The following is a 21,953-nucleotide window of genomic DNA, read 5'->3' on the forward strand; positions in this document are numbered from 1 at the left end:
CGATTACCGGACCGGCCGGGGCGCCCCCGCCGGCCTTGAATTCACCCGAGCAACGAAACACGAGGGATAGTCCAAGTGCTCGACGTCAACTTCTTCGACGAGTTGCGCATCGGCCTGGCTACCGCTGACGACATCCGGCAGTGGTCGCACGGCGAGGTCAAGAAGCCCGAGACGATCAACTACCGCACCCTCAAGCCCGAGAAGGACGGACTCTTCTGCGAGAAGATCTTCGGTCCTCAGCGGGACTGGGAGTGCTACTGCGGCAAGTACAAGCGCGTCCGGTTCAAGGGCATCATCTGTGAGCGCTGCGGCGTCGAGGTGACCCGCTCCAAGGTCCGGCGTGAGCGGATGGGCCACATCGAGCTCGCCGCCTCGGTCACCCACATCTGGTACTTCAAGGGTGTCCCGAGCCGCCTGGGTTACCTGCTCGACCTGGCGCCGAAGGATCTCGAGAAGATCATCTACTTCGCCTCGTACGTGGTCACCAGCGTGGACGCCGAGGCGCGTCACCGCGATATGTCCACCATCGAGAACGAGATCTTCGCGGAGAAGCGGCAGTCGGAGAACGGCCGCGACTCGGAGATCGAGAAGCGTGCCGCCAAGCTGGAGCAGGACCTGGCCGAGCTCGAGGCCGAGGGTGCCAAGGCCGACGTGCGCCGCAAGGTCAAGGAAGCCGGCGAGCGCGAGATGCGCCAGATCCGGGACAAGGCGCAGCGCGAGATCGACCGCCTCGACGAGGTGCTCGACACCTTCCGCAAGCTCGACTCCAAGCAGCTGGTCACCGACGAGCTGCTCTACCGCGAGCTGCGGGACCGCTTCGGTGAGTACTTCACCGGCGGGATGGGTGCCGAGGCGATCAAGGCGCTGCTCGAGAACATGGACCTGGACGCCGAGGCGGAGAACCTTCGGGAGATCATCCGCACCGGTAAGGGCCAGCGGAAGATCCGGGCGCTCAAGCGGCTCAAGGTGGTCGCGGCGTTCCTGAACACCCGTAACTCGCCGCTCGGCATGGTGCTGGACTGCGTCCCGGTCATCCCGCCGGACCTGCGCCCGATGGTGCAGCTCGACGGTGGCCGCTTCGCCACGTCCGACCTGAACGACCTGTACCGCCGGGTGATCAACCGGAACAACCGCCTCAAGCGGCTGATCGACCTCGGCGCGCCCGAGATCATCGTCAACAACGAGAAGCGGATGCTGCAGGAGGCCGTCGACGCGCTGTTCGACAACGGCCGCCGCGGCCGGCCGGTCACCGGTCCGGGTAACCGCCCGCTGAAGTCGCTCTCCGACATGCTCAAGGGCAAGCAGGGCCGGTTCCGGCAGAACCTGCTCGGCAAGCGCGTCGACTACTCCGGCCGTTCGGTCATCGTCGTCGGCCCGCGGCTCAAGCTGCACCAGTGCGGTCTGCCCAAGCAGATGGCGCTGGAGCTGTTCAAGCCGTTCGTGATGAAGCGCCTGGTCGACCTGAACCACGCGCAGAACATCAAGTCCGCCAAGCGGATGGTCGAGCGGCAGCGGCCGGTCGTGTGGGACGTGCTGGAGGAGGTCATCAGCGAGCACCCGGTGCTGCTGAACCGTGCTCCGACCCTGCACCGCCTGGGCATTCAGGCCTTCGAGCCGCAGCTGGTCGAGGGCAAGGCGATCCAGATCCACCCGCTCGTCTGCACCGCGTTCAACGCGGACTTCGACGGTGACCAGATGGCGGTGCACGTGCCGCTGTCGGCCGAGGCGCAGGCCGAGGCCCGGATCCTGATGCTGTCGTCGAACAACATCCTCAAGCCGGCCGACGGCAAGCCGGTGACCATGCCCACCCAGGACATGATCATCGGGCTGTACCACCTGACCCACCTGACGCCTGGCGCGAAGGGTGAGGGCCGGGTGTTCAGCTCGGACGCCGAGGCGCGGATGGCGTACGACAACGGCGAGCTGCACCTGCAGGCGCCGGTGAAGATCCGCCTGCGCGACGTGATCGGCGTGGACAACGGCGCCAAGTCCGCCGCGTGGGAGGCTCCGGAGGAGTGGGTCGAGGGCGAGCCGCTGCTCGTCGAGACCACGCTCGGCCGGGTCATCTTCAACGAGACGCTGCCGCCGGGGTACCGGTACGTCAACTACGAGATCCGCAAGGGTCAGCTGTCGGCGATCGTCAACGACCTCGCCGAGCGCTTCCCCAAGGTCGCCCTGGCCGCGACCCTGGACGCGCTCAAGGAGGCCGGCTTCCACTGGGCCACCTGGTCCGGTGTGACGATCGGCATGGGCGACGTCATCGGCCCCCCGCGCAAGCCGGAGATCCTGCAGCGCTACCAGGTCGAGGCGGACCGGATCGACAAGCAGTACCAGCGTGGTCTGATGACCGCCGAGGAGCGCCGCGGCGAGCTGATCGAGATCTGGACCAAGGCGACCAACGAGATCTCCAAGGAGATGGAGACCTCGCTGCCGCAGGAGAACCCGCTCTGGGTCATGATCAACTCCGGTGCTCGCGGTAACCTGCTGCAGCTCCGGCAGATCGCCGCGATCCGTGGCCTGGTGGCCAACCCGAAGGGTGAGATCATCCCGCGGCCGATCACCTCGTCGTACCGCGAGGGTCTGACCGTGCTGGAGTACTTCATCTCCACCCACGGTGCCCGGAAGGGTCTGGCCGACACCGCGCTGCGGACCGCCGACTCGGGTTACCTGACCCGGCGTCTGGTGGACGTCTCGCAGGACGTCATCATCCGCGAGGAGGACTGCGGCACCGACCGCGCCATCCCGATGGCGGTCGGCGAGCGGGAGGCCGACGGCACCCTGGTCGTGCACACCCACGCCGAGACCGGCGTGCACGCGCGGACCATCGCCGACGACATCACCGACGAGGCCGGCAACCTGGTCGTCGCCCGGGGCACCGACCTCAACTCGATCCTGGTCGACAAGCTGGTCGCCGCGGGCGTCGAGAACGTCCGGGTGCGCAGCGTGCTGACCTGCGAGTCGAAGCTCGGCGTGTGCGCGGCCTGCTACGGCCGTTCGCTGCCGACCGGCAAGTCGGTCGACATCGGCGAGGCGGTCGGCATCATCGCGGCCCAGTCCATCGGTGAGCCGGGTACCCAGCTGACGATGCGTACCTTCCACACCGGTGGTGTCGCGGGTGAGGACATCACCCAGGGTCTGCCGCGTGTTCAGGAGATCTTCGAGGCCCGGGTGCCGAAGGGTAAGGCGCCGATCGCCGACACCCCCGGCCGTATCCGGATCGAGGACGGCGAGCGGTCGCGCAAGATCATCGTGATCCCGGACGACGGCAGCGACGAGATCGTGTACGACAAGATCTCGAAGCGGGTCAAGCTGCGGGCGCACGACGGCGACCACGTCAACGTCGGCGAGAAGCTCACCGAGGGCACCATCGACCCGCACGAGCTGCTGCGCATCATGGGCCCGCGCGCGGTCCAGGTCCACCTGACCAGTGAGGTCCAGGAGGTCTACCGCTCGCAGGGTGTGCTCATCCACGACAAGCACATCGAGATCATCATCCGCCAGATGCTCAAGCGGGTGACGGTCATCGACTCCGGCGCCACCGAGTTCCTGCCGGGCGTGCTGGTCGACCGGGCGCTCTTCGAGTCGGAGAACCGCCGGCTCGTGGGCGAGGGTGGCGAGCCCGCCGCCGGTCGTCCGGTGCTGATGGGTATCACCAAGGCCTCGCTGGCGACCGACTCCTGGCTCTCGGCGGCCTCCTTCCAGGAGACCACCCGGGTGCTCACCGACGCTGCGATCAACTCGCGCAGCGACTCGCTGGTGGGCCTCAAGGAGAACGTCATCATCGGTAAGCTCATCCCGGCCGGTACCGGTATCTCCAAGTACCGGAACATCCGGGTCGAGCCGACCGAGGAGGCCAAGGCCAAGGTGTACTCGATGACCGGGTACCCGGAGACCGACTACGGTTTCGGGCCGGCCAGTGGCCAGGCGGTTCCGCTGGACGACTTCGACTTCGGGTCGTACCGCTGACGCCGTACCGGAAAGGGCCGACGCCGTCCGTAAGAGGCTGAGGCCGTACCGGAAAAGCTGTGTTCGTCTGGGGTGGTCGCGCATCGCGCGGCCGCCCCAGCGGCGCTTCTAGGATGTACGGGTGAGCGCTGAAGCCGTGCCTGCCCGCCATCCGCTGGACCCGGAGCCCGCGTCCTCGACGAAGGCCCGGGCCGTCTTCGCGCTCGGCCTGGTCGGCCTGCTGACGGGTCCGCTGGTCGGCGGAGTGATCCCGGCCACGATCGCCCTGGTGCTGGCCCGGCAGACCGCCCGCGAGGCGTTCGCCGCCGGCGGCTACCTGACCGGGGGCCGGTGGATCCAGCGCGGCCGCAAGCTGGCCTGGGCGGGGCTGGTGCTGGCGCTGGTCACCCTGGTGGTGGCCGGGATCGCCGGGCTGCTGCACCTGGCCGCGGCGCCGGGTCCGGATTTCGCGCCGGGGACCGACTAGATCGCCCCACGGCCCGGGCTGCGCCACGGCTCGTCCGGGTGACATGCTTCTGCACATGATGCAGCCGCCGCCCCCGCCCTACGGACCGCCGCCATACGGCCCGCCGGTGCCGCCGCAGCCGGCCAGCGGCTGGGAGGCGGAACGGGTGGACGTGGTGGGCGGGACCGGGTTCGGCCTGGTCCAGCTGCGTGTCGTACCGATCACCTCGGGTCTGGCGATCGGCGGCCTGGCCGCCGGCATCGGCTCGATCTTCGTCTCGATCCTGGTGATCTGTTTCGGCGTCGGCGGCGCGGGTAGCTGGGTGGCCGGCGCTTTCACGCTGCTCAGCGTTCTGGCCGGTGGGGGAGCGGTGACCGCGTCGCTGATCGCGATGCGGCAGATCCGGCGCTCCGGCGCGCCGGGCCGGGTACGGTTCACCGGTCGGGGACTGGCGATCGCCGGGATCTCCTGCGGCGGCGCGGGCGCGGGAATATCGCTCCTCGCGTTGGTGCTGGGATTGGTGTTACACGCTTCATGACGGTGCCGGCGCCGGGATCCGGCACCGCGGCATTGCCGCGCTGGAGCACCCGGTACACTGGTATACGGAGATGTCCATCGTGGGAGCCCAGGTCTAATCTGACTGGTTCATTTTGACCTGGGTGCTTGAGGTGGGTACTCTTTCCCCTCGTGCCCGGGCTCGCCCGGGCAACTCGTGCGTGCACCCGAATCGGAACGTACGACGGGTAAAGCCGCACGACGGGCAGGGTTCGGCATGAACCCTTGTCCTGACACAAAGACAAGACCCGGGACGCGTGAATCATTCACGCGCGACGGGACCGTGAGCCGGACGACACGCCCGACCGCGGGTGCGGGACACTCCCTCCCGGGAGGGCCCTACACACAAGGCAGAAAACTCGGTGCGGCCGTAAACAGGAAGCGGCCGAAGGGAGCGGAGAAACCCGGTGCCCACGATCCAGCAGCTGGTCCGCAAGGGCCGCCAGGCGAAGACGACCAAGACGAAGACGCCGGCACTGAAGGGAAGCCCTCAGCGGCGCGGCGTGTGTACCCGCGTGTACACCACCACCCCCAAGAAGCCGAACTCTGCGCTGCGCAAGGTCGCTCGCGTGAAGCTGAGCAGCCAGATCGAGGTCACGGCGTACATCCCGGGCGTCGGCCACAACCTGCAGGAGCACTCGATCGTGCTCGTGCGTGGCGGCCGTGTGAAGGACCTGCCCGGCGTCCGCTACAAGATCGTCCGCGGTTCGCTCGACACCCAGGGTGTGCGTAACCGCAAGCAGGCCCGCAGCCGTTACGGCGCGAAGAAGGAGAAGAGCTGACATGCCGCGTAAGGGCCCCGCTCCGCGTCACCCGGTGGTCGCTGACCCGGTGTACAACTCCCCGCTGGTCACCCAGCTGGTGAACAAGATCCTCATCGGTGGCAAGCGTCAGCTCGCCGAGCGCATCGTGTACGGCGCCCTGGAGGGCTGCCGTGAGAAGAGCGGCACCGACCCGGTGGTCATCCTCAAGCGCGCGATGGACAACGTGAAGCCGACCCTCGAGGTCCGCAGCCGCCGCGTCGGTGGCGCGACCTACCAGGTGCCGGTCGAGGTGCGGACCCCGCGCCAGACCACCCTCGGTCTGCGCTGGCTGGTCCAGTACTCCAAGGCCCGCCGTGAGAAGACCATGATCGAGCGGCTGCAGAACGAGCTGCTCGACGCCAGCAACGGCCTCGGCGCCGCGGTGAAGCGTCGCGAGGACACCCACAAGATGGCGGAGTCCAACAAGGCCTTCGCGCACTACCGCTGGTAAGACCCTGCTGCGGGCCCGGCATCCGCCGGGCCACGGCAGTCGTACCGGTCCACGAGACGACGACGAAGAAAAGTAGGGATGGAAGTGGCCGCCGCAGACGCGCTCGCCAAGGTACGCAACATCGGCATCATGGCGCACATCGATGCTGGTAAGACCACGACGACCGAGCGAATCCTGTTCTACACCGGTATCACGTACAAGATCGGTGAGGTCCACGAGGGCGCTGCCGTCATGGACTGGATGGAGCAGGAGCAGGAGCGCGGTATCACCATCACTTCCGCCGCCACCAAGTGCGAGTGGAAGGGTCACACGATCCAGATCATCGACACGCCCGGCCACGTCGACTTCACGGTCGAGGTCGAGCGGTCGCTGCGGGTGCTCGACGGCGCGGTGGCGGTCTACGACGGCGTGGCCGGCGTGGAGCCGCAGACCGAGAACGTGTGGCGGCAGGCCGACAAGTACCACGTCCCCCGGATGTGCTTCGTCAACAAGCTCGACCGGACCGGCGCGGACTTCTTCCGCTGCGTGCAGATGATGATCGACCGGCTCAACGCGACGCCGCTCGTCCTGCAGATCCCGATCGGGCTCGAGGGCGACCACATCGGCGTCGTCGACCTGATCGAGATGCGCGCGCTCACCTGGCGTGGGGAGACCCAGAAGGGTGAGGACTACGCGATCGAGGAGATCCCGGCGGATCTGGCCGACTCCGCGGCCGAGTGGCGCGAGAAGCTGCTCGAGACCCTCGCGGACGTCGACGACGCGGTGATGGAGAAGTACCTCGAGGGCGAAGAGGTCTCGGTCGAGGAGATCAGGGCCGCCATCCGGCGCGCCACGATCGCCAGCAAGGCCAACCCGGTGCTCTGTGGCTCGGCGTTCAAGAACAAGGGTGTGCAGCCGATGCTGGACGCCGTCATCGAGTTCCTGCCGTCGCCGCTGGACATCCCGGCGATCGAGGGCACCGCTACCGACGGCGAGACGCCGATGGTGCGGAAGCCGTCGAACGACGAGCCCTTCTCGGCGCTGGCCTTCAAGATCCAGACCGACAAGCACCTCGGCAAGCTGACCTACGTCCGGGTCTACTCCGGCACGCTCGAGACCGGTACCCAGGTGATCAACTCCACCAAGGACCGCAAGGAGCGCATCGGCAAGATCTACCAGATGCACGCGAACAAGCGTGAGGAGCGCACCACCGCGCAGGCCGGCGACATCATCGCCGTCCAGGGTCTGAAGCAGACCACCACCGGTGACACGCTCTGCGACCCGGCCAAGCCGGTCATCCTGGAGTCGATGACCTTCCCGGAGCCGGTCATCCAGGTCGCCATCGAGCCGAAGACCAAGTCTGACCAGGAGAAGCTGGGCACCGCGATCCAGCGCCTCGCCGAGGAGGACCCGACCTTCCGGGTCTTCAACGACGAGGAGACCGGGCAGACCATCATCGCCGGCATGGGCGAGCTGCACCTCGACATCCTCGTCGACCGCATGCGGCGCGAGTTCAACGTCGAGGCGAACATCGGTAAGCCGCAGGTGGCGTACCGCGAGACGATCCGCGGCACCGTGGAGAAGCTCGACTACGTGCACAAGAAGCAGACCGGTGGCTCGGGCCAGTACGCGAAGGTCATCGTCAAGGTCGAGCCGCTGCCGCTCGACGCCGACGGCCCCACGTACGAGTTCGTCAACGCCGTGACCGGTGGCCGGGTTCCCAAGGAGTTCATCCCCTCGGTGGACGCGGGTGCGCAGGACTCCCTCCAGTACGGCGTTCTCGCCGGCTACCCGCTGGTGGGCGTCAAGTTCACGCTGCTGGACGGTCAGTACCACGAGGTCGACTCGTCCGAGATGGCGTTCAAGATCGCCGGCTCCATGGCAATGAAGGAAGCGGCCCGCAAGGCCGATCCCGCGCTGCTCGAGCCGATGATGTCCGTCGAGGTCACCACCCCTGAGGACAACATGGGTGACGTCATCGGCGACCTCAACTCCCGTCGTGGCATGATCCAGTCGATGGAGGAGCGTCACGGCGCCCGCGTCGTCAAGGCTCTGGTGCCGCTCTCGGAGATGTTCGGCTACGTCGGCGACCTGCGGTCGAAGACTGCGGGCCGGGCTAGCTACAGCATGCAGTTCGACTCCTACGCCGAGGTTCCCGCGAACGTGGCGAAGGAGATCATCGCTAAGGCCACCGGCGCCTGACGCGTTGAGGCACGTGCGGTCCGTCGAGGACCGCACGTGCACGAGCAGTCGACAGAGTCCTGAGCGCCTTATCGGCGTGCCGGGCGAAAAGTAATGATCAGTCCACAGGAGGACACCAGTGGCGAAGGCGAAGTTCGAGCGGACTAAGCCGCACGTCAACATCGGCACCATTGGTCACATCGACCACGGTAAGACGACGCTGACTGCGGCCATCACCAAGGTCCTGCACGACGAGTTCCCCGAGCTGAACCCGTACACCCCGTTCGACGAGATCGACAAGGCGCCGGAGGAGAAGGCTCGTGGTATCACGATCTCCATCGCGCACGTCGAGTACCAGACCGCGGCGCGTCACTACGCGCACGTGGACTGCCCCGGCCACGCCGACTACATCAAGAACATGATCACCGGTGCCGCCCAGATGGACGGCGCGATCCTGGTCGTGGCCGCCACCGACGGCCCGATGCCGCAGACCAAGGAGCACGTCCTCCTGGCCCGCCAGGTCGGCGTTCCGTACATCGTCGTCGCCCTGAACAAGAGCGACATGGTCGAGGACGAGGAGCTCCTGGAGCTCGTCGAGCTCGAGGTCCGCGAGCTGCTGAGCACCTACGAGTTCCCGGGCGACGACCTGCCGGTCGTGCGCGTGTCGGCGCTCAAGGCGCTCGAGGGCGACCCGGAGTGGACCGGCAAGCTCATGGAGCTGATGAACGCGGTCGACACCGCGATCCCGCAGCCCGAGCGTGAGACCGAGAAGCCGTTCCTCATGCCGATCGAGGACGTCTTCACGATCACCGGTCGTGGCACCGTGGTGACCGGTCGCGCCGAGCGCGGCATCCTCAAGCCGAACGAGGAGGTCGAGATCGTCGGTATCCGCGAGAAGTCGACCAAGACCGTTTGCACCGGCATCGAGATGTTCCGCAAGCTGCTCGACGAGGCCCGCGCGGGTGAGAACGTCGGTCTGCTGCTCCGCGGCATCAAGCGCGAGGACGTCGAGCGCGGCATGGTCGTCGTGAAGCCGGGCACCACGACTCCGCACACGGAGTTCGAGGGCCAGGTCTACATCCTCTCGAAGGAGGAGGGTGGCCGGCACACCCCGTTCTTCCAGAACTACCGGCCGCAGTTCTACTTCCGTACCACGGACGTCACCGGCGTCGTCACGCTGCCCGAGGGCACCGAGATGGTCATGCCGGGCGACTCCACCTCGATGGCCGTGAAGCTGATCCAGCCGATCGCCATGGAGCAGGGCCTGAAGTTCGCGATCCGTGAGGGTGGCCGCACCGTCGGCGCCGGCACGGTCACGAAGATCATCAAGTGATTTTGAGGGGTGTTCACTTCGGTGAACACCCCTCGTTGGTGACCCCGATTAGCAATGCTGGAGTTAATCCGGCATACTAGTCAGGTTGCGTCCGCGCGGGGTGGGTAGTCGAGCTGGTCACTTTGACTTGATCAACTGCCCACCCTCGCCGGGTGTCCGGGTGTGTTTCTTTGCCGCCCGGCGCCCCAGATCCCCGCGATCGCGTCCGCCCCGACAGGGGGCGGAGGCCGGAAGCTGAGTGCCCAGCACTCTGTGACGAGGCGCGACACGCCCGACCGCGGGGGTCGGACAACGCAGGATCAACGGTCCTGCGGGCATGTGGAGGCCACCGCTTCCGCACGTAGCGGCATCGAGAGAAGGAAACAGAAGCCACCATGGCGGGACAGAAGATCCGCATCCGGCTCAAGGCCTATGACCACGAGGTCGTCGACTCCTCGGCGCGGAAGATCGTCGAGACGGTGACGCGTACCGGGGCGCAGGTCGCGGGCCCGGTGCCGCTGCCCACGGAGATCAACCGTTTCTGCGTGATCCGTTCGCCGCACAAGTACAAGGACTCGCGCGAGCACTTCGAGATGCGCACGCACAAGCGTCTGATCGACATCATCGACCCGACCCCGAAGACGGTCGACTCGCTCATGCGCCTCGACCTGCCGGCTGGCGTCGACATCGAGATCAAGCTGTAGGGATCCGGACAAATGGACAGGCAAGTGAAGGGGATCCTGGGCGCCAAGCTCGGCATGACCCAGGTCTGGGACAACAACAAGGTCGTCCCGGTAACCGTGGTGCAGGCCGGCCCGTGCGTCGTGACCCAGGTCCGCACCTCTGAGAAGGACGGCTACTCGGCTGTCCAGCTGGCGTACGGCGCGATTGACCCCCGCAAGGTCAACAAGCCGGAGAGCGGCCACTACGCGAAGGCCGGTGTGTCGCCGCGGCGTCACCTCGTCGAGCTTCGCACCGTCGACGCGAGCGAGTACGAGCTCGGCCAGGAGGTCACCGTCGACGCGTTCGCCGTCGGCCAGCCGATCGACGTGACCGGCAAGACCAAGGGCAAGGGCTACGCCGGTGTCATGAAGCGGCACGGCTTCCACGGTCTGCGCGCCAGCCACGGTGTCGAGCGCAAGCACCGCTCGCCGGGCTCGATCGGCGCCTGCGCCACCCCGGGTCGCGTCTTCAAGGGCGTCCGGATGGCCGGCCGGATGGGTAGCAAGCGCTACACCGTGCAGAACCTGACGATCCAGGCGGTCGACGCCGAGCGCAACCTGATCCTGGTGAAGGGCGCTGTGCCCGGTCCCAAGGGTGCGCTGATCCTGGTCCGTAGCGCGGCCAAGAAGGGCGGTGCCAAGTGAGTTCGGTCGACATCATCAACGCCGAGGGCGCCAAGGCCGGCTCGGTCGACCTGCCCGCGAGCGTCTTCGACGCGCAGGCGAACATCCCGCTGATGCACCAGGTCGTCGTGGCCCAGCTGGCCGCGGCCCGGCAGGGTACGCACAAGGCGAAGACCCGCGGCGAGGTCGCCGGCGGCGGCAAGAAGCCGTACAAGCAGAAGGGCACCGGTCGCGCCCGTCAGGGCTCGATCCGCGCGCCGCAGTTCACCGGTGGTGGCGTCGTGCACGGCCCGGTGCCGCGCGACTACAGCCAGCGGACCCCCAAGAAGATGAAGGCGGCCGCGCTCCGTGGCGCCCTCTCCGACCGGGCCCGTGACGGCCGCGTGTTCGTCGTCGAGTCCTTCGTCACCGGCGAGACGCCGTCGACCAAGGCCGCCGTCGCCACGCTGCGGAAGGTCGCGCAGACCAACAAGATCCTCGTCGTGCTGGACAGCCAGGACGAGCTGAACTGGATCTCGCTGCGCAACGAGCCGACCGTGCACCTCATCGAAGCCGGCCAGCTGAACACGTACGACGTGCTGGTCGCCGACGAGGTCGTCTTCACCAAGGTCGCGCTCGACGAGTTCCTGGGCGGGTCCGAGCAGTCCGAGGAGGGCGACAAGTGAGCACGATCGCCGACCCGCGCGACATCATCGTCGCCCCGGTGGTCTCCGAGAAGAGCTACAGCGTTCTCGACCAGAACTGGTACACGTTCCTCGTCCACCCGGACGCGAACAAGACCCAGATCAAGATCGCGATCCAGCAGATCTTCAACGTCCGCGTGCTGACGGTGAACACCGCGAACCGCGAGGGCAAGCGCAAGCGCACCCGGACCGGCTTCGGTCAGCGCAAGGCGACCAAGCGCGCGATGGTGAAGCTGGCTGACGGTGACCGTATCGAGGCCTTCGGCGGCCCGGTCAGCTAAGGGGTTTGTGAATCATGGCAATCCGTAAGTACAAGCCGACCACGCCTGGCCGCCGCGGCTCGAGCGTCGCCGACTTCGCCGAGATCACCCGGTCGACGCCGGAGAAGTCTCTGCTGGTCCCGCTGCCCAAGAAGGGTGGTCGCAACGTCCACGGCCGCATCACCACGCGGCACCAGGGCGGTGGCCACAAGCGGCAGTACCGGCTGATCGACTTCAAGCGGAACGACAAGGACGGCGTGCCGGCCAAGGTCGCTCACATCGAGTACGACCCGAACCGCACCTCGCGCATCGCGCTGCTGCACTACGCCGACGGCGAGAAGCGCTACATCCTGGCTCCGAAGGACCTGAAGCAGGGCGACCGGGTCGAGTCGGGTGTCGGCGCGGACATTAAGCCGGGCAACAACCTGCCGCTGCGCAACATCCCGGTCGGTACGACGATCCACGGCGTGGAGCTTCGTCCCGGCGGTGGCGCCAAGCTGGCCCGTTCGGCCGGCGTGGGCATCCAGCTGCTCGGTCGTGAGGGCGCGTACGCCACGCTGCGTATGCCCTCCGGCGAGATCCGTCGCGTCGACGTGCGCTGCCGCGCCACCGTCGGCGAGATCGGCAACGCCGAGCAGTCGAACATCAACTGGGGTAAGGCCGGCCGTATGCGGTGGAAGGGCAAGCGCCCGACCGTCCGTGGTGTCGCCATGAACCCCGTCGACCACCCGCACGGTGGTGGTGAGGGTAAGACCTCCGGTGGTCGTCACCCGGTCAACCCGGCTGGTAAGCCGGAGGGCCGTACCCGCCGCAAGGGCCAGGAGAGCGACAAGCTGATCGTTCGCCGCCGCTACGCCACCCGCAAGCGCGGGTAACGGGAGTTAAAAGATGCCTCGCAGCCTGAAGAAGGGCCCGTTCGTCGACGACCACCTGCTCAAGAAGGTGGAAGTCCAGAACGAGAAGAACTCGAAGAACGTCATCAAGACCTGGTCGCGGCGTTCGACCATCATCCCGGACATGCTCGGGCACACGATCGCCGTGCACGACGGGCGCAAGCACGTCCCGGTGTTCGTCACCGAGGCGATGGTCGGGCACAAGCTCGGCGAGTTCGCTCTGACCCGCACGTTCAAGGGTCACGAGAAGGACGACCGCAAGAGCCGTCGTCGCTAAGCAGATACACGGATTAGAGGATTTAGGAGCTACAGCGATGCCAGCAAAGGGCGACGCTCCGGTGCTTCCGGGCGCGCGGGCGATTGCGCGACACGTGCGCCTCTCGCCGACCAAGGCGCGCCGGGTGGTCAACCTCGTCCGCGGTCTGCCCGCGAAGGAGGCGCTGACCGTCCTGCAGTTCGCGCCGCAGGCCGCCAGCGAGCAGGTCTACAAGGTGCTTGCCAGTGCCGTGGCGAACGCGGAGAACAACGAGCGGCTCGACCCCGACGCCCTCCTCGTGAGCGAGGCGTTCGTCGACGAGGGTCCGACGCTCAAGCGGTTCCGGCCGCGGGCGCAGGGCCGGGCGTACCGGATCCGCAAGCGCACGTGTCACATCACTATCGCGGTCGAGGCGGTCCAGACGGTCCGTCCGGCGAAGAAGGCTACGGCGAAGAAGGCCACCAAGGCCGCTGAGCCGGCTGCCGCCGAGTCCCAGAGCACGGAGGGTGCCGAGTAATGGGTCAGAAGGTTCACCCCACCGGGTTCCGCCTCGGCATCTCCACCGACTGGAAGAGCCGCTGGTTCGCGGACAAGCTCTACAAGGACTACATCGGCGAGGACGTCAAGATCCGCCGGATGATGTCCAAGGGTCTTGAGCGCGCCGGCATCTCCAAGGTGGACATCGAGCGGACCCGCGACCGGGTTCGGGTCGACATCCACACCGCCCGGCCGGGCATCGTCATCGGCCGTAAGGGCGCGGAGGCCGACCGGATCCGCGGCGAGCTCGAGAAGCTCACCGGCAAGCAGGTCCAGCTGAACATCCTCGAGGTGAAGAGCCCGGAGTCGGACGCTCAGCTGGTGGCGCAGGGCGTCGCCGAGCAGCTGTCCTCCCGGGTCAGCTTCCGCCGGGCGATGCGCAAGGCCATGCAGTCCGCCATGAAGAACCCGATCTGCAAGGGCATCCGGGTGCAGGTCTCCGGCCGCCTCGGCGGCGCGGAGATGAGCCGCACGGAGTTCTACCGTGAGGGTCGCGTTCCGCTGCACACGCTGCGGGCGAACATCGAGTACGGCTTCTTCGAGGCCCGTACCACGTTCGGCCGGATCGGCGTGAAGGTCTGGATCTACAAGGGCGACGCCGTTCCGGGTCGCGAGGCTGTCACCGAGGCTCCCGCGCGTCCGCGCCGGGACCGGGCTGACCGTCCCGAGCGTCCGCGTCGTGGCCGTTCCGGTTCGTCCGGTACGACCGCGGGCGGCACCGAGGCCGGCCGGGCCGCCGCCCAGTCGCGCGGCGCCGACGGCGACAATGTGAACGACGCCGCGGTTGCCGCGGCTCCGGCCGTGGCCGAGACGCAGCAGGAGGGCTGACACATGCTGATGCCGCGTAAGCCCCCAAAGGGCTTCCGTAAGCCGCATCACCCGGACCGCCACGGCGCGTCCAAGGGCGGTAACCGGGTCGTCTTCGGCGAGTTCGGTATCCAGGCGCTGGAGCCCGCGTACGTGACGAACCGGCAGATCGAGTCGGCGCGTATCGCGATGACCCGTCACATCAAGCGTGGCGGTAAGGTCTGGATCTCGATCTTCCCGGACCAGGCCCTGACCAAGAAGCCTGCCGAAACCCGCATGGGTTCCGGTAAGGGTTCTCCCGAGTGGTGGGTGGCGAACGTCAAGCCGGGACGCATCCTCTTCGAGATGTCGTTCCCGAACGAGACGGTCGCGCGTGAGGCGATGCGCCGCGCGATCCACAAGCTCCCGATGAAGTGCCGCATCGTGACGCGCGAAGTGGGTGAAAGCTGATGGCAGCGGGCGTTAAGGCAGCCGAGCTCCGCGAACTCTCCGAAGAGGAGCTGGTCGCGAAGCTGCGGGAGGCCAAGGCGGAGCTGTTCAACCTTCGCGTGCAGCGCGCGACCGGCCAGCTCGACAATCACCGTCGGCTGCAGGTCGTCCGCAAGGACGTCGCGAAGATCTACACGATCATGCGTGAGCGTGAGCTGGGGCTCTCGGTTGCGCCGGATGAGGTGAGCGCATGAGTGAGAACACTGCTGCGCCGCGCGCCCAGCGCAAGGTGCGTGAGGGTCTCGTGGTCAGCGACAAGATGGACAAGACCGTCGTCGTCGAGGTCGAGGACCGCGTCAAGCACGCGCTGTACGGCAAGGTCATCCGTCGTACCCGCAAGCTGAAGGTGCACGACGAGCAGAACTCGGCGGGCACCGGCGACCGGGTTTCGATCATGGAGACCCGCCCGCTCTCCGCCACCAAGCGGTGGCGGATCGTGGAGATCCTCGAAAAGGCCAAGTGAGTACGCTGGGCCGGCTACGGCCGGCCCAGCGGACCATCGTTCCGCCAAGCTTCGGTAGGTCACCGGAGAACTGGCAGACATAGGAGACAGACGTGATCCAGCAGGAGTCGCGACTGCGCGTCGCCGACAACACGGGTGCCCGGGAGATCCTGTGCATCCGCGTACTCGGTGGCTCCGGTCGCCGTTACGCGAGCATCGGCGACGTCATCGTGGCCACGGTCAAGGACGCCATCCCCGGCGCCGGTGTGAAGAAGGGTGACGTCGTCAAGGCGGTCGTCGTCCGCACCAGCAAGGAGCGGCGTCGTCCGGACGGCTCGTACATCCGCTTCGACGAGAACGCCGCCGTCATCATCAAGGACGGCGGGGACCCCCGCGGTACCCGCATCTTCGGCCCGGTCGGCCGCGAGCTGCGCGACAAGCGGTTCATGAAGATCATCAGCCTGGCGCCGGAGGTGCTCTGACCGTGAAGATCAAGAAGGGCGACACGGTCGTCGTCATCGCCGGCAAGGACAAGGGTGCCAAGGGCAAGGTCATTGCGGCCTTCCCGCGGCAGGACAAGGTCCTGGTCGAGGGCGTCAATCGCGTCAAGAAGCACGAACGCATCCGCACCACCCAGCGTGGTTCGAAGACCGGTGGCATCGTCACGCAGGAAGCCGCGATCCACATCTCGAACGTGCAGATCCTGGACGACCAGGGTAAGCCGACCCGGATCGGTTACCGGATCGACGAGAACGGCACCAAGGTCCGTATCGCGCGTACGACCGGTAAGGAACTGTGATGACTGCCGCCACTGAGACGAAGACGCTGCCGCGTCTGAAGAGCAAGTACCGGGCCGAGGTTCTCCCGGCGCTGCAGGAGCAGTACAAGTACGGCAACCCCATGCAGATCCCCGGCCTGGTCAAGGTCGTCGTGAACATGGGTGTCGGCGAGGCTGCCCGCGACGCCAAGCTGATCGACGGCGCGGTGCGTGACCTGACCACCATCACCGGTCAGAAGCCGCTGGTGCGCCGGGCGACCAAGTCCATCGCGCAGTTCAAGCTCCGTGAGGGCATGCCGATCGGCGCGAAGGTCACCCTCCGCGGCGACCGGATGTGGGAGTTCCTGGACCGGCTGCTGTCCATCTCGCTGCCGCGTATCCGCGACTTCCGGGGTCTCGACGGCCGCAAGCTGGACGGGCACGGCAACTACACGTTCGGCCTGACCGAGCAGTCGGTGTTCCACGAGATCGATCAGGACAAGATCGACCGGCCGCGGGGCATGGACATCACGGTGGTCACCACCGCCACGACCGACGACGAGGGCCGGGCGCTGCTGAAGCTCCTGGGCTTCCCGTTCAAGGAGAACTGAGCATGGCTAAGAAGGCGCTGATCCTCAAGGCGGCCGCGAAGCCGAAGTTCGCCGTGCGTGCTTACACCCGCTGCCAGAAGTGCGGTCGCCCGCACTCGGTCTACCGCAAGTTCGGCCTCTGCCGCGTTTGCGTGCGGGACATGGCTCACCGTGGTGAGCTGCCCGGCGTGTCCAAGGCCTCCTGGTAACCGACTTAGTAATACCGCTTCGCCGTAGGCCCGCACCCGCGGGAACCCCGGCGAGAAAGGTTGACGAATACCCATGACGATGACGGACCCGATCGCAGACATGCTGACGCGTCTGCGCAACGCCAACCAGGCGTACCACGACAAGGTGACCATGCCGTACTCGAAGATCAAGGCGAACATCGCCGAGGTCCTCAAGGCGGAGGGTTACATCGCGTCGTGGACGTCTGAGGAGCCCGAGGAGGGCGCGGTCGGCAAGCGTCTGGTCGTTGAGCTCAAGTACGGCCAGAACCGCGAGCGCAGCCTCGCCGGCATCAAGCGCGTCTCGAAGCCCGGCCTGCGGGTTTACGCCAAGTCCGACGAGCTGCCCCGCGTGCTCGGTGGCCTCGGTGTCGCGATCATTTCGACGTCCCAGGGACTGCTGACCGACAAGCAGGCCCGCAAGCGGAGCGTTGGCGGGGAAGTCCTCGCCTTCGTCTGGTAACTGGAGACTTAGACATGTCGCGAATCGGACGTAAGTCGATCCCGGTCCCGGCCGGCGTCGACGTCACCATCACCGGCCAGACCGTCAAGGTCAAGGGCCCCAAGGGCGAGCTCTCGCACACCGTGGCCGAGCCGATCACGGTGTCCCAGGAGGGCGCCGAGCTGGTCGTCAACCGCCCGAACGACGAGCGCAAGGCCAAGGAGCTGCACGGTCTCTCGCGCACCCTGGTCGCCAACATGATCGTCGGTGTGACCGAGGGCTACAAGAAGACCCTCGAGATCAACGGCACCGGTTACCGTGTCACCGCGAAGGGCAAGGACCTGGAGTTCGCTCTGGGCTTCTCGCACCCGGTGAACATCGTGCCGCCGGCCGGCATCACCTTCTCGGTGGAGAAGCCCACCCAGTTCACTGTGGCGGGCATCGACAAGCAGCTGGTCGGCGAGGTCGCCGCCAACATCCGGAAGATCCGCCCGCCGGAGCCCTACAAGGGCAAGGGCGTCAAGTACCAGGGCGAGGTCATCCGCCGCAAGGCTGGAAAGGCAGGTAAGAAGTGACCGCCACGCTGCTCAAGCGCCGCAATGGCGGCGGTGTCGCCGCTCGGCGCGCCGTTGGCAAGGCGCGTCGGCACTTCCGGGTCCGCAAGAACGTGCGCGGCACCGCCGAGCGTCCCCGTCTGGTCGTCACCCGGTCCACGCGGAACATCACCGCGCAGATCATCGACGACCTCAAGGGTCACACGCTGGCTTCCGCCTCGACCCTCGACACCTCGATCCGGGGCACCGAGGGCGACAAGAGCGCGCAGGCCGGCAAGGTCGGCACGCTCCTCGCCGAGCGGGCCAAGGCCGCGGGTATTTCCAAGGTCGTCTTCGACCGGGGTGGCAACAAGTACGCGGGGCGTATCGCCGCGCTTGCCGACGCCGCTCGCGAAGCCGGACTCGAGTTCTAGGAGGAATTGACCAATGCCTGGTCAGCAGCGCCGTGGCGGCGGGTCCGGCGGTAACAACGAGGGTGGCGGCCGCCGCGACAACCGTCGCGAGGGCGGTCGCGGCAACGCGCCCGTCGAGAAGACCCCGCACCTCGAGCGGGTCGTCGCGATCAACCGCGTCGCCAAGGTCGTCAAGGGTGGTCGGCGCTTCAGCTTCACCGCCCTGGTGATCGTCGGCGACGGTGACGGCACCGTCGGTGTCGGTTACGGAAAGGCCAAGGAGGTGCCCGCGGCGATCGCCAAGGGCGTCGAGGAGGCCAAGAAGCACTTCTTCAAGGTCCCGCGGATCGGTGCGACCATTCCGCACCCGATCACGGGTGAGGCTGCCGCGGGTGTCGTCCTGCTCAAGCCGGCGTCCGCTGGTACCGGTGTCATCGCCGGTGGTCCGGTGCGTGCCGTGCTGGAGTGCGCGGGCATCCACGACATCCTCTCGAAGAGCCTCGGCTCCTCGAACCCGATCAACATCGTCCACGCCACGGTGGCGGCGCTGAAGGGCCTCGAGTCCCCGGAGCAGGTCGCGGCTCGCCGCAGCCTGCCGGTCGAGGACGTGGCGCCGGCCGCGATGCTGGCGGCGCGTGCGGAAGCGGCGGTGCACTGATGGCTCGCTTGAAGGTCACCCAGATCCGGTCCGAGATCGGCCGTAAGCAGAACCAGCGGGACTCCCTGCGGTCGCTCGGGCTGAAGCGGATCAACGATGTGGTGGTCAAGGAGGACCGTCCCGAGATCCGGGGCATGATCTTCGCCGTGAACCACCTCGTCACTGTCGAGGAGGTCGAGTAAATGGCGATCAAGATTCATGACCTGAAGCCGGCGCCGGGTGCCAAGACCAAGAAGACCCGTGTGGGTCGTGGTGAGGGCTCCAAGGGCAAGACCGCCGGCCGCGGTACCAAGGGCACCGGCGCCCGGAAGAACACTCCGGCGTCGTTCGAGGGTGGGCAGATGCCTATCCACATGCGCCTGCCGAAGATCAAGGGCCTGAAGAACCGCCCGCGCAACAAGGTCGTGTTCCAGGTCGTGAACCTGGACCGGCTTGCCGAGCTGTTCCCGAACGGCGGCGAGATCGGCCCGTCCGAGCTCGTCGAGGCCGGTGCGGTCCGCAAGGGCCAGCCGGTCAAGGTGCTGGGCTCCGGCGAGCTGGGCGGCGTCACGCTGACCATCTCGGCGCACGCGTTCAGCGAGTCGGCCAAGGAAAAGATCGCTGCTGCGGGTGGTTCGACCACCGAGCTGTGAGGCTTGCGGGGATGCTCGTCCGGACTGATGTTCGGCGAGCATCCCCTTGTGGCGTTTGACCAGCACTTATGTGATCGGTCGTGACGCAGCGCCGTGTGGACGGCTACCGTGGCTGACCACGGCTGGCCAAGACTGTTAGAGTCCGTTTCCAGTTAGGGACATCGGTCATCCGGACCGTTGCCCTCCCCCCGTACCGCCGACCGGCGGTCACCTCGCGCAGGAGGAAGAAGTTGCTCTCCGCTTTTACGAGTGCGTTGCGGACGCCTGACCTGCGCAAGAAGTTGTTGTTCACGGTCGCGATGATCGCCATCTACCGGCTCGGCGCCACCATGCCCAGCCCTGGCGTGTCGTACACCAACGTCAAGGCGTGCCTGAAGCTCACCGAGCAGTCGGGTAACCAGGTTCTGAACCTGTTGAACCTGTTCTCCGGCGGCGCTCTGCTCCAGCTCTCGGTCTTCGCGCTCGGCATCATGCCGTACATCACCGCGTCGATCATCCTGCAGCTGCTGACCGTGGTGATTCCGCGGCTCGAGCAGCTCCGCAAGGAGGGTCAGTCCGGTCAGGCGAAGATCACCCAGTACACCCGGTACCTGACGCTGGGCCTCGCGATCCTGCAGTCCTCGGCGTTCGTCGCCCTGGCCCGGACCGGACAGCTGTTCGGCGGCCTGTGCGACCAGGACAACCCGCAGTACCAGATCATCCCCGAGAACACCGGCATCCCGATCTGGCTGACCCTGACCGTCCTGGTGATGACGATGACCGCCGGTACCGGCGTGGTCATGTGGCTCGGCGAGCTGGTCACCGACCGCGGCGTCGGCAACGGCATGTCCGTCCTGATCTTCACCTCGATCGCGTCCCGCCTTCCCGGCGAGGGCTGGACGATCAAGCAGTCCGCCGGCACCGCCAAGTTCCTCCTGGTGATCGCGCTGGTCCTGGTGATCATCGGCCTGGTGGTCTTCATCGAGCAGGCCCAGCGGCGCATCCCGGTGCAGTACGCCAAGCGCATGATCGGCCGGCGGATGTACGGCGGCACCTCCACCTACATCCCGCTGAAGGTGAACCAGGCGGGTGTCGTCCCGGTCATCTTCGCCTCGTCGCTGCTCTACCTGCCGCAGCTGTACTTGCAGTTCTTCGACAAGAACAAGCTGCAGAACTACCAGATCTGGATCCAGAACTGGCTGGCCACGCCGACCAGCTGGCTCTACATCACGGTCTACTTCCTGCTGATCATCTTCTTCACGTACTTCTACGTGTCGATCACGTTCAACCCGACTGAGGTCGCGGAGAACATGAAGAAGTACGGTGGTTTCGTGCCGGGTATTCGCCCGGGCAAGCCGACCGCCGACTACCTGGACTTCATCCTCAGCCGGATCACCCTGCCGGGTGCGCTCTACCTGGGCCTGATCTCCGTCCTGCCGAACTTCTTCTTCATCTGGCTGGACCAGAAGCAGTACCAGAACTTCCCGTTCGGTGGCACCGCCGTGCTGATCATGGTGGGTGTGGGCCTGGAGACGGTGAAGCAGATCGAGAGCCAGCTCATGCAGCGGAACTACGAAGGGTTCCTCCGGTAGTGGGTACGCGGGGCCGGGGGGCTCTGGCGGCGGTTGGCGTGGCTTCTTGCGGACGAAGCGAGGCGATGTAGGTGCGGCTGGTACTGGTGGGCCCTCCGGGGGCCGGCAAGGGGACCCAGGCTGAGTTCATCGCCGCCCATCTCGCCGTACCGAAGATCTCGACCGGGGACATCTTCCGGGCCAACGTGTCGCAGGGGACCCCGCTCGGGGTCGAGGCCAAGCGATACATGGACGCCGGGCAGCTGGTGCCGGACGAGGTCACCATCAACATGGTCCGTGACCGGCTCGCCGAGCCGGACGCCGGCGACGGTTTCCTGCTGGACGGGTTCCCGCGCACGGTGCCGCAGGCGTCCGCGCTGGACAAGCTGCTGGCCGACCTGGGCACGGCGCTGGACCTGGTGATGGAGCTCGTGGTCGACGACGACGAGGTGATCCGGCGGCTCTCCGGCCGCAGGACCTGCCGGGGCTGCGGCAAGATCTGGCACGTCGAGTTCGACCCGACCAGCAAGGAGAACATCTGCGACCGGTGCGGGTCGGAGCTGTTCCAGCGGGACGACGACAAGGCCGAGACCATCGCCAACCGGCTGGTGGAGTACGCCGACAAGACCGCTCCGCTGGTCGACTACTACGGCGCGCAGGGCAAGCTGGTGGGCATCGACGCCACCGGGCCGGTCGAGGACGTGACGGTGCGCGCCATCGACGCTCTGCGGTCGTACGGGGGCTGA

At 66.9% G+C, this 21,953-nt stretch carries 30 protein-coding genes; all 30 read left to right on the plus strand.

Annotated elements, in window-relative coordinates; translation table 11 throughout:
• Positions 1–75: 75 nt before the first annotated feature.
• The 30 genes from Actob_RS03055 to Actob_RS03200 all read left to right on the plus strand — a co-directional run bounded on the left by Actob_RS03055 (position 76) and on the right by Actob_RS03200 (position 21,953).
• Entirely contained in the window at positions 76–3,966 is a 3,891-nt protein-coding gene (locus Actob_RS03055) for a DNA-directed RNA polymerase subunit beta' (protein WP_284918474.1), read from the plus strand.
• 121 nt (positions 3,967–4,087) lie between these two features.
• Positions 4,088–4,432, plus strand: a complete 345-nt coding sequence (locus Actob_RS03060) for a hypothetical protein (protein WP_284918475.1) — start codon at positions 4,088–4,090, stop codon at positions 4,430–4,432.
• 145 nt (positions 4,433–4,577) lie between these two features.
• Positions 4,578–4,949 (plus strand): hypothetical protein, encoded by a 372-nt coding sequence (locus Actob_RS03065; RefSeq protein ID WP_284922220.1) that lies wholly within the window; start codon positions 4,578–4,580, stop codon positions 4,947–4,949.
• 424 nt (positions 4,950–5,373) lie between these two features.
• Positions 5,374–5,748: a 30S ribosomal protein S12 gene (gene rpsL, locus Actob_RS03070; RefSeq protein WP_007465318.1), complete on the plus strand. Its 375-nt coding sequence runs from the start codon at positions 5,374–5,376 to the stop codon at positions 5,746–5,748.
• Position 5,749: 1 nt separating this feature from the next.
• Complete coding sequence (gene rpsG / locus Actob_RS03075) at positions 5,750–6,220, plus strand: 30S ribosomal protein S7 (protein WP_196415138.1); 471 nt, start codon at positions 5,750–5,752, stop codon at positions 6,218–6,220.
• 84 nt (positions 6,221–6,304) lie between these two features.
• Positions 6,305–8,401: an elongation factor G gene (fusA, locus tag Actob_RS03080; RefSeq protein ID WP_328518411.1), complete on the plus strand. Its 2,097-nt coding sequence runs from the start codon at positions 6,305–6,307 to the stop codon at positions 8,399–8,401.
• A 118-nt stretch (positions 8,402–8,519) separates the two neighbouring features.
• Positions 8,520–9,713, plus strand: a complete 1,194-nt coding sequence (gene tuf / locus Actob_RS03085) for an elongation factor Tu (RefSeq protein WP_284918482.1) — start codon at positions 8,520–8,522, stop codon at positions 9,711–9,713.
• Positions 9,714–10,087: 374 nt separating this feature from the next.
• Positions 10,088–10,396: a 30S ribosomal protein S10 gene (gene rpsJ / locus Actob_RS03090; protein WP_007073037.1), complete on the plus strand. Its 309-nt coding sequence runs from the start codon at positions 10,088–10,090 to the stop codon at positions 10,394–10,396.
• A 12-nt stretch (positions 10,397–10,408) separates the two neighbouring features.
• A complete protein-coding gene (gene rplC / locus Actob_RS03095) occupies positions 10,409–11,059 on the plus strand; it encodes a 50S ribosomal protein L3 (RefSeq protein ID WP_284918492.1) in 651 nt (216 codons plus the stop codon).
• Entirely contained in the window at positions 11,056–11,703 is a 648-nt protein-coding gene (gene rplD, locus Actob_RS03100; protein ID WP_284918493.1) for a 50S ribosomal protein L4, read from the plus strand. Before rplC ends, rplD begins: the two co-directional genes overlap by 4 nt.
• On the plus strand, positions 11,700–12,002 hold the full coding sequence (rplW, locus tag Actob_RS03105; protein WP_122976227.1) for a 50S ribosomal protein L23: 303 nt from the start codon (positions 11,700–11,702) through the stop codon (positions 12,000–12,002). Before rplD ends, rplW begins: the two co-directional genes overlap by 4 nt.
• A 14-nt stretch (positions 12,003–12,016) precedes the next feature.
• Positions 12,017–12,856, plus strand: a complete 840-nt coding sequence (rplB, locus tag Actob_RS03110; protein WP_203739457.1) for a 50S ribosomal protein L2 — start codon at positions 12,017–12,019, stop codon at positions 12,854–12,856.
• 13 nt (positions 12,857–12,869) lie between these two features.
• Complete coding sequence (gene rpsS / locus Actob_RS03115; protein ID WP_014687760.1) at positions 12,870–13,151, plus strand: 30S ribosomal protein S19; 282 nt, start codon at positions 12,870–12,872, stop codon at positions 13,149–13,151.
• Between the two features lie 37 nt (positions 13,152–13,188).
• On the plus strand, positions 13,189–13,647 hold the full coding sequence (rplV, locus tag Actob_RS03120; RefSeq protein ID WP_284918497.1) for a 50S ribosomal protein L22: 459 nt from the start codon (positions 13,189–13,191) through the stop codon (positions 13,645–13,647).
• The gene (gene rpsC, locus Actob_RS03125; protein ID WP_284918498.1) at positions 13,647–14,495 is read left to right on the plus strand and encodes a 30S ribosomal protein S3; all 849 of its coding nucleotides are present in this window, start codon (positions 13,647–13,649) and stop codon (positions 14,493–14,495) included. Before rplV ends, rpsC begins: the two co-directional genes overlap by 1 nt.
• A 3-nt stretch (positions 14,496–14,498) precedes the next feature.
• Entirely contained in the window at positions 14,499–14,924 is a 426-nt protein-coding gene (gene rplP / locus Actob_RS03130; RefSeq protein WP_014687763.1) for a 50S ribosomal protein L16, read from the plus strand.
• On the plus strand, positions 14,924–15,157 hold the full coding sequence (gene rpmC, locus Actob_RS03135; RefSeq protein WP_284918499.1) for a 50S ribosomal protein L29: 234 nt from the start codon (positions 14,924–14,926) through the stop codon (positions 15,155–15,157). Before rplP ends, rpmC begins: the two co-directional genes overlap by 1 nt.
• The gene (rpsQ, locus tag Actob_RS03140; protein ID WP_284918500.1) at positions 15,154–15,426 is read left to right on the plus strand and encodes a 30S ribosomal protein S17; all 273 of its coding nucleotides are present in this window, start codon (positions 15,154–15,156) and stop codon (positions 15,424–15,426) included. Before rpmC ends, rpsQ begins: the two co-directional genes overlap by 4 nt.
• Positions 15,427–15,518: 92 nt before the next feature.
• A complete protein-coding gene (rplN, locus tag Actob_RS03145) occupies positions 15,519–15,887 on the plus strand; it encodes a 50S ribosomal protein L14 (protein ID WP_093618755.1) in 369 nt (122 codons plus the stop codon).
• Positions 15,884–16,204, plus strand: a complete 321-nt coding sequence (gene rplX / locus Actob_RS03150; RefSeq protein WP_185046399.1) for a 50S ribosomal protein L24 — start codon at positions 15,884–15,886, stop codon at positions 16,202–16,204. The genes rplN and rplX overlap by 4 nt, the downstream gene beginning before the upstream one ends.
• The gene (gene rplE / locus Actob_RS03155; RefSeq protein ID WP_284918501.1) at positions 16,204–16,773 is read left to right on the plus strand and encodes a 50S ribosomal protein L5; all 570 of its coding nucleotides are present in this window, start codon (positions 16,204–16,206) and stop codon (positions 16,771–16,773) included. Before rplX ends, rplE begins: the two co-directional genes overlap by 1 nt.
• A 2-nt stretch (positions 16,774–16,775) precedes the next feature.
• Positions 16,776–16,961: a type Z 30S ribosomal protein S14 gene (locus Actob_RS03160; protein ID WP_020513598.1), complete on the plus strand. Its 186-nt coding sequence runs from the start codon at positions 16,776–16,778 to the stop codon at positions 16,959–16,961.
• 73 nt (positions 16,962–17,034) lie between these two features.
• A complete protein-coding gene (gene rpsH / locus Actob_RS03165; RefSeq protein ID WP_014440735.1) occupies positions 17,035–17,442 on the plus strand; it encodes a 30S ribosomal protein S8 in 408 nt (135 codons plus the stop codon).
• A gap of 14 nt (positions 17,443–17,456) precedes the next feature.
• Complete coding sequence (gene rplF / locus Actob_RS03170; protein ID WP_185039467.1) at positions 17,457–17,996, plus strand: 50S ribosomal protein L6; 540 nt, start codon at positions 17,457–17,459, stop codon at positions 17,994–17,996.
• Positions 17,993–18,388 carry a 50S ribosomal protein L18 gene (rplR, locus tag Actob_RS03175; RefSeq protein ID WP_456319238.1) on the plus strand — a complete coding sequence of 132 codons (396 nt, stop codon included), beginning with the start codon at positions 17,993–17,995 and terminating at the stop codon, positions 18,386–18,388. The genes rplF and rplR overlap by 4 nt, the downstream gene beginning before the upstream one ends.
• 13 nt (positions 18,389–18,401) lie before the next feature.
• On the plus strand, positions 18,402–19,025 hold the full coding sequence (gene rpsE, locus Actob_RS03180; RefSeq protein ID WP_185039468.1) for a 30S ribosomal protein S5: 624 nt from the start codon (positions 18,402–18,404) through the stop codon (positions 19,023–19,025).
• Positions 19,025–19,207: a 50S ribosomal protein L30 gene (rpmD, locus tag Actob_RS03185; RefSeq protein WP_014687772.1), complete on the plus strand. Its 183-nt coding sequence runs from the start codon at positions 19,025–19,027 to the stop codon at positions 19,205–19,207. Before rpsE ends, rpmD begins: the two co-directional genes overlap by 1 nt.
• Positions 19,208–19,657, plus strand: coding sequence for a 50S ribosomal protein L15 (gene rplO / locus Actob_RS03190; RefSeq protein ID WP_284918504.1), 450 nt, complete (start codon positions 19,208–19,210; stop codon positions 19,655–19,657).
• Between the two features lie 230 nt (positions 19,658–19,887).
• Positions 19,888–21,228 (plus strand): preprotein translocase subunit SecY, encoded by a 1,341-nt coding sequence (secY, locus tag Actob_RS03195; RefSeq protein ID WP_284918505.1) that lies wholly within the window; start codon positions 19,888–19,890, stop codon positions 21,226–21,228.
• Positions 21,229–21,299: 71 nt separating this feature from the next.
• The gene (locus tag Actob_RS03200) at positions 21,300–21,953 is read left to right on the plus strand and encodes an adenylate kinase (protein WP_284918506.1); all 654 of its coding nucleotides are present in this window, start codon (positions 21,300–21,302) and stop codon (positions 21,951–21,953) included.

The sequence above is a fragment of the Actinoplanes oblitus genome, from assembly GCF_030252345.1.
GTDB lineage: Bacteria > Actinomycetota > Actinomycetes > Mycobacteriales > Micromonosporaceae > Actinoplanes > Actinoplanes oblitus.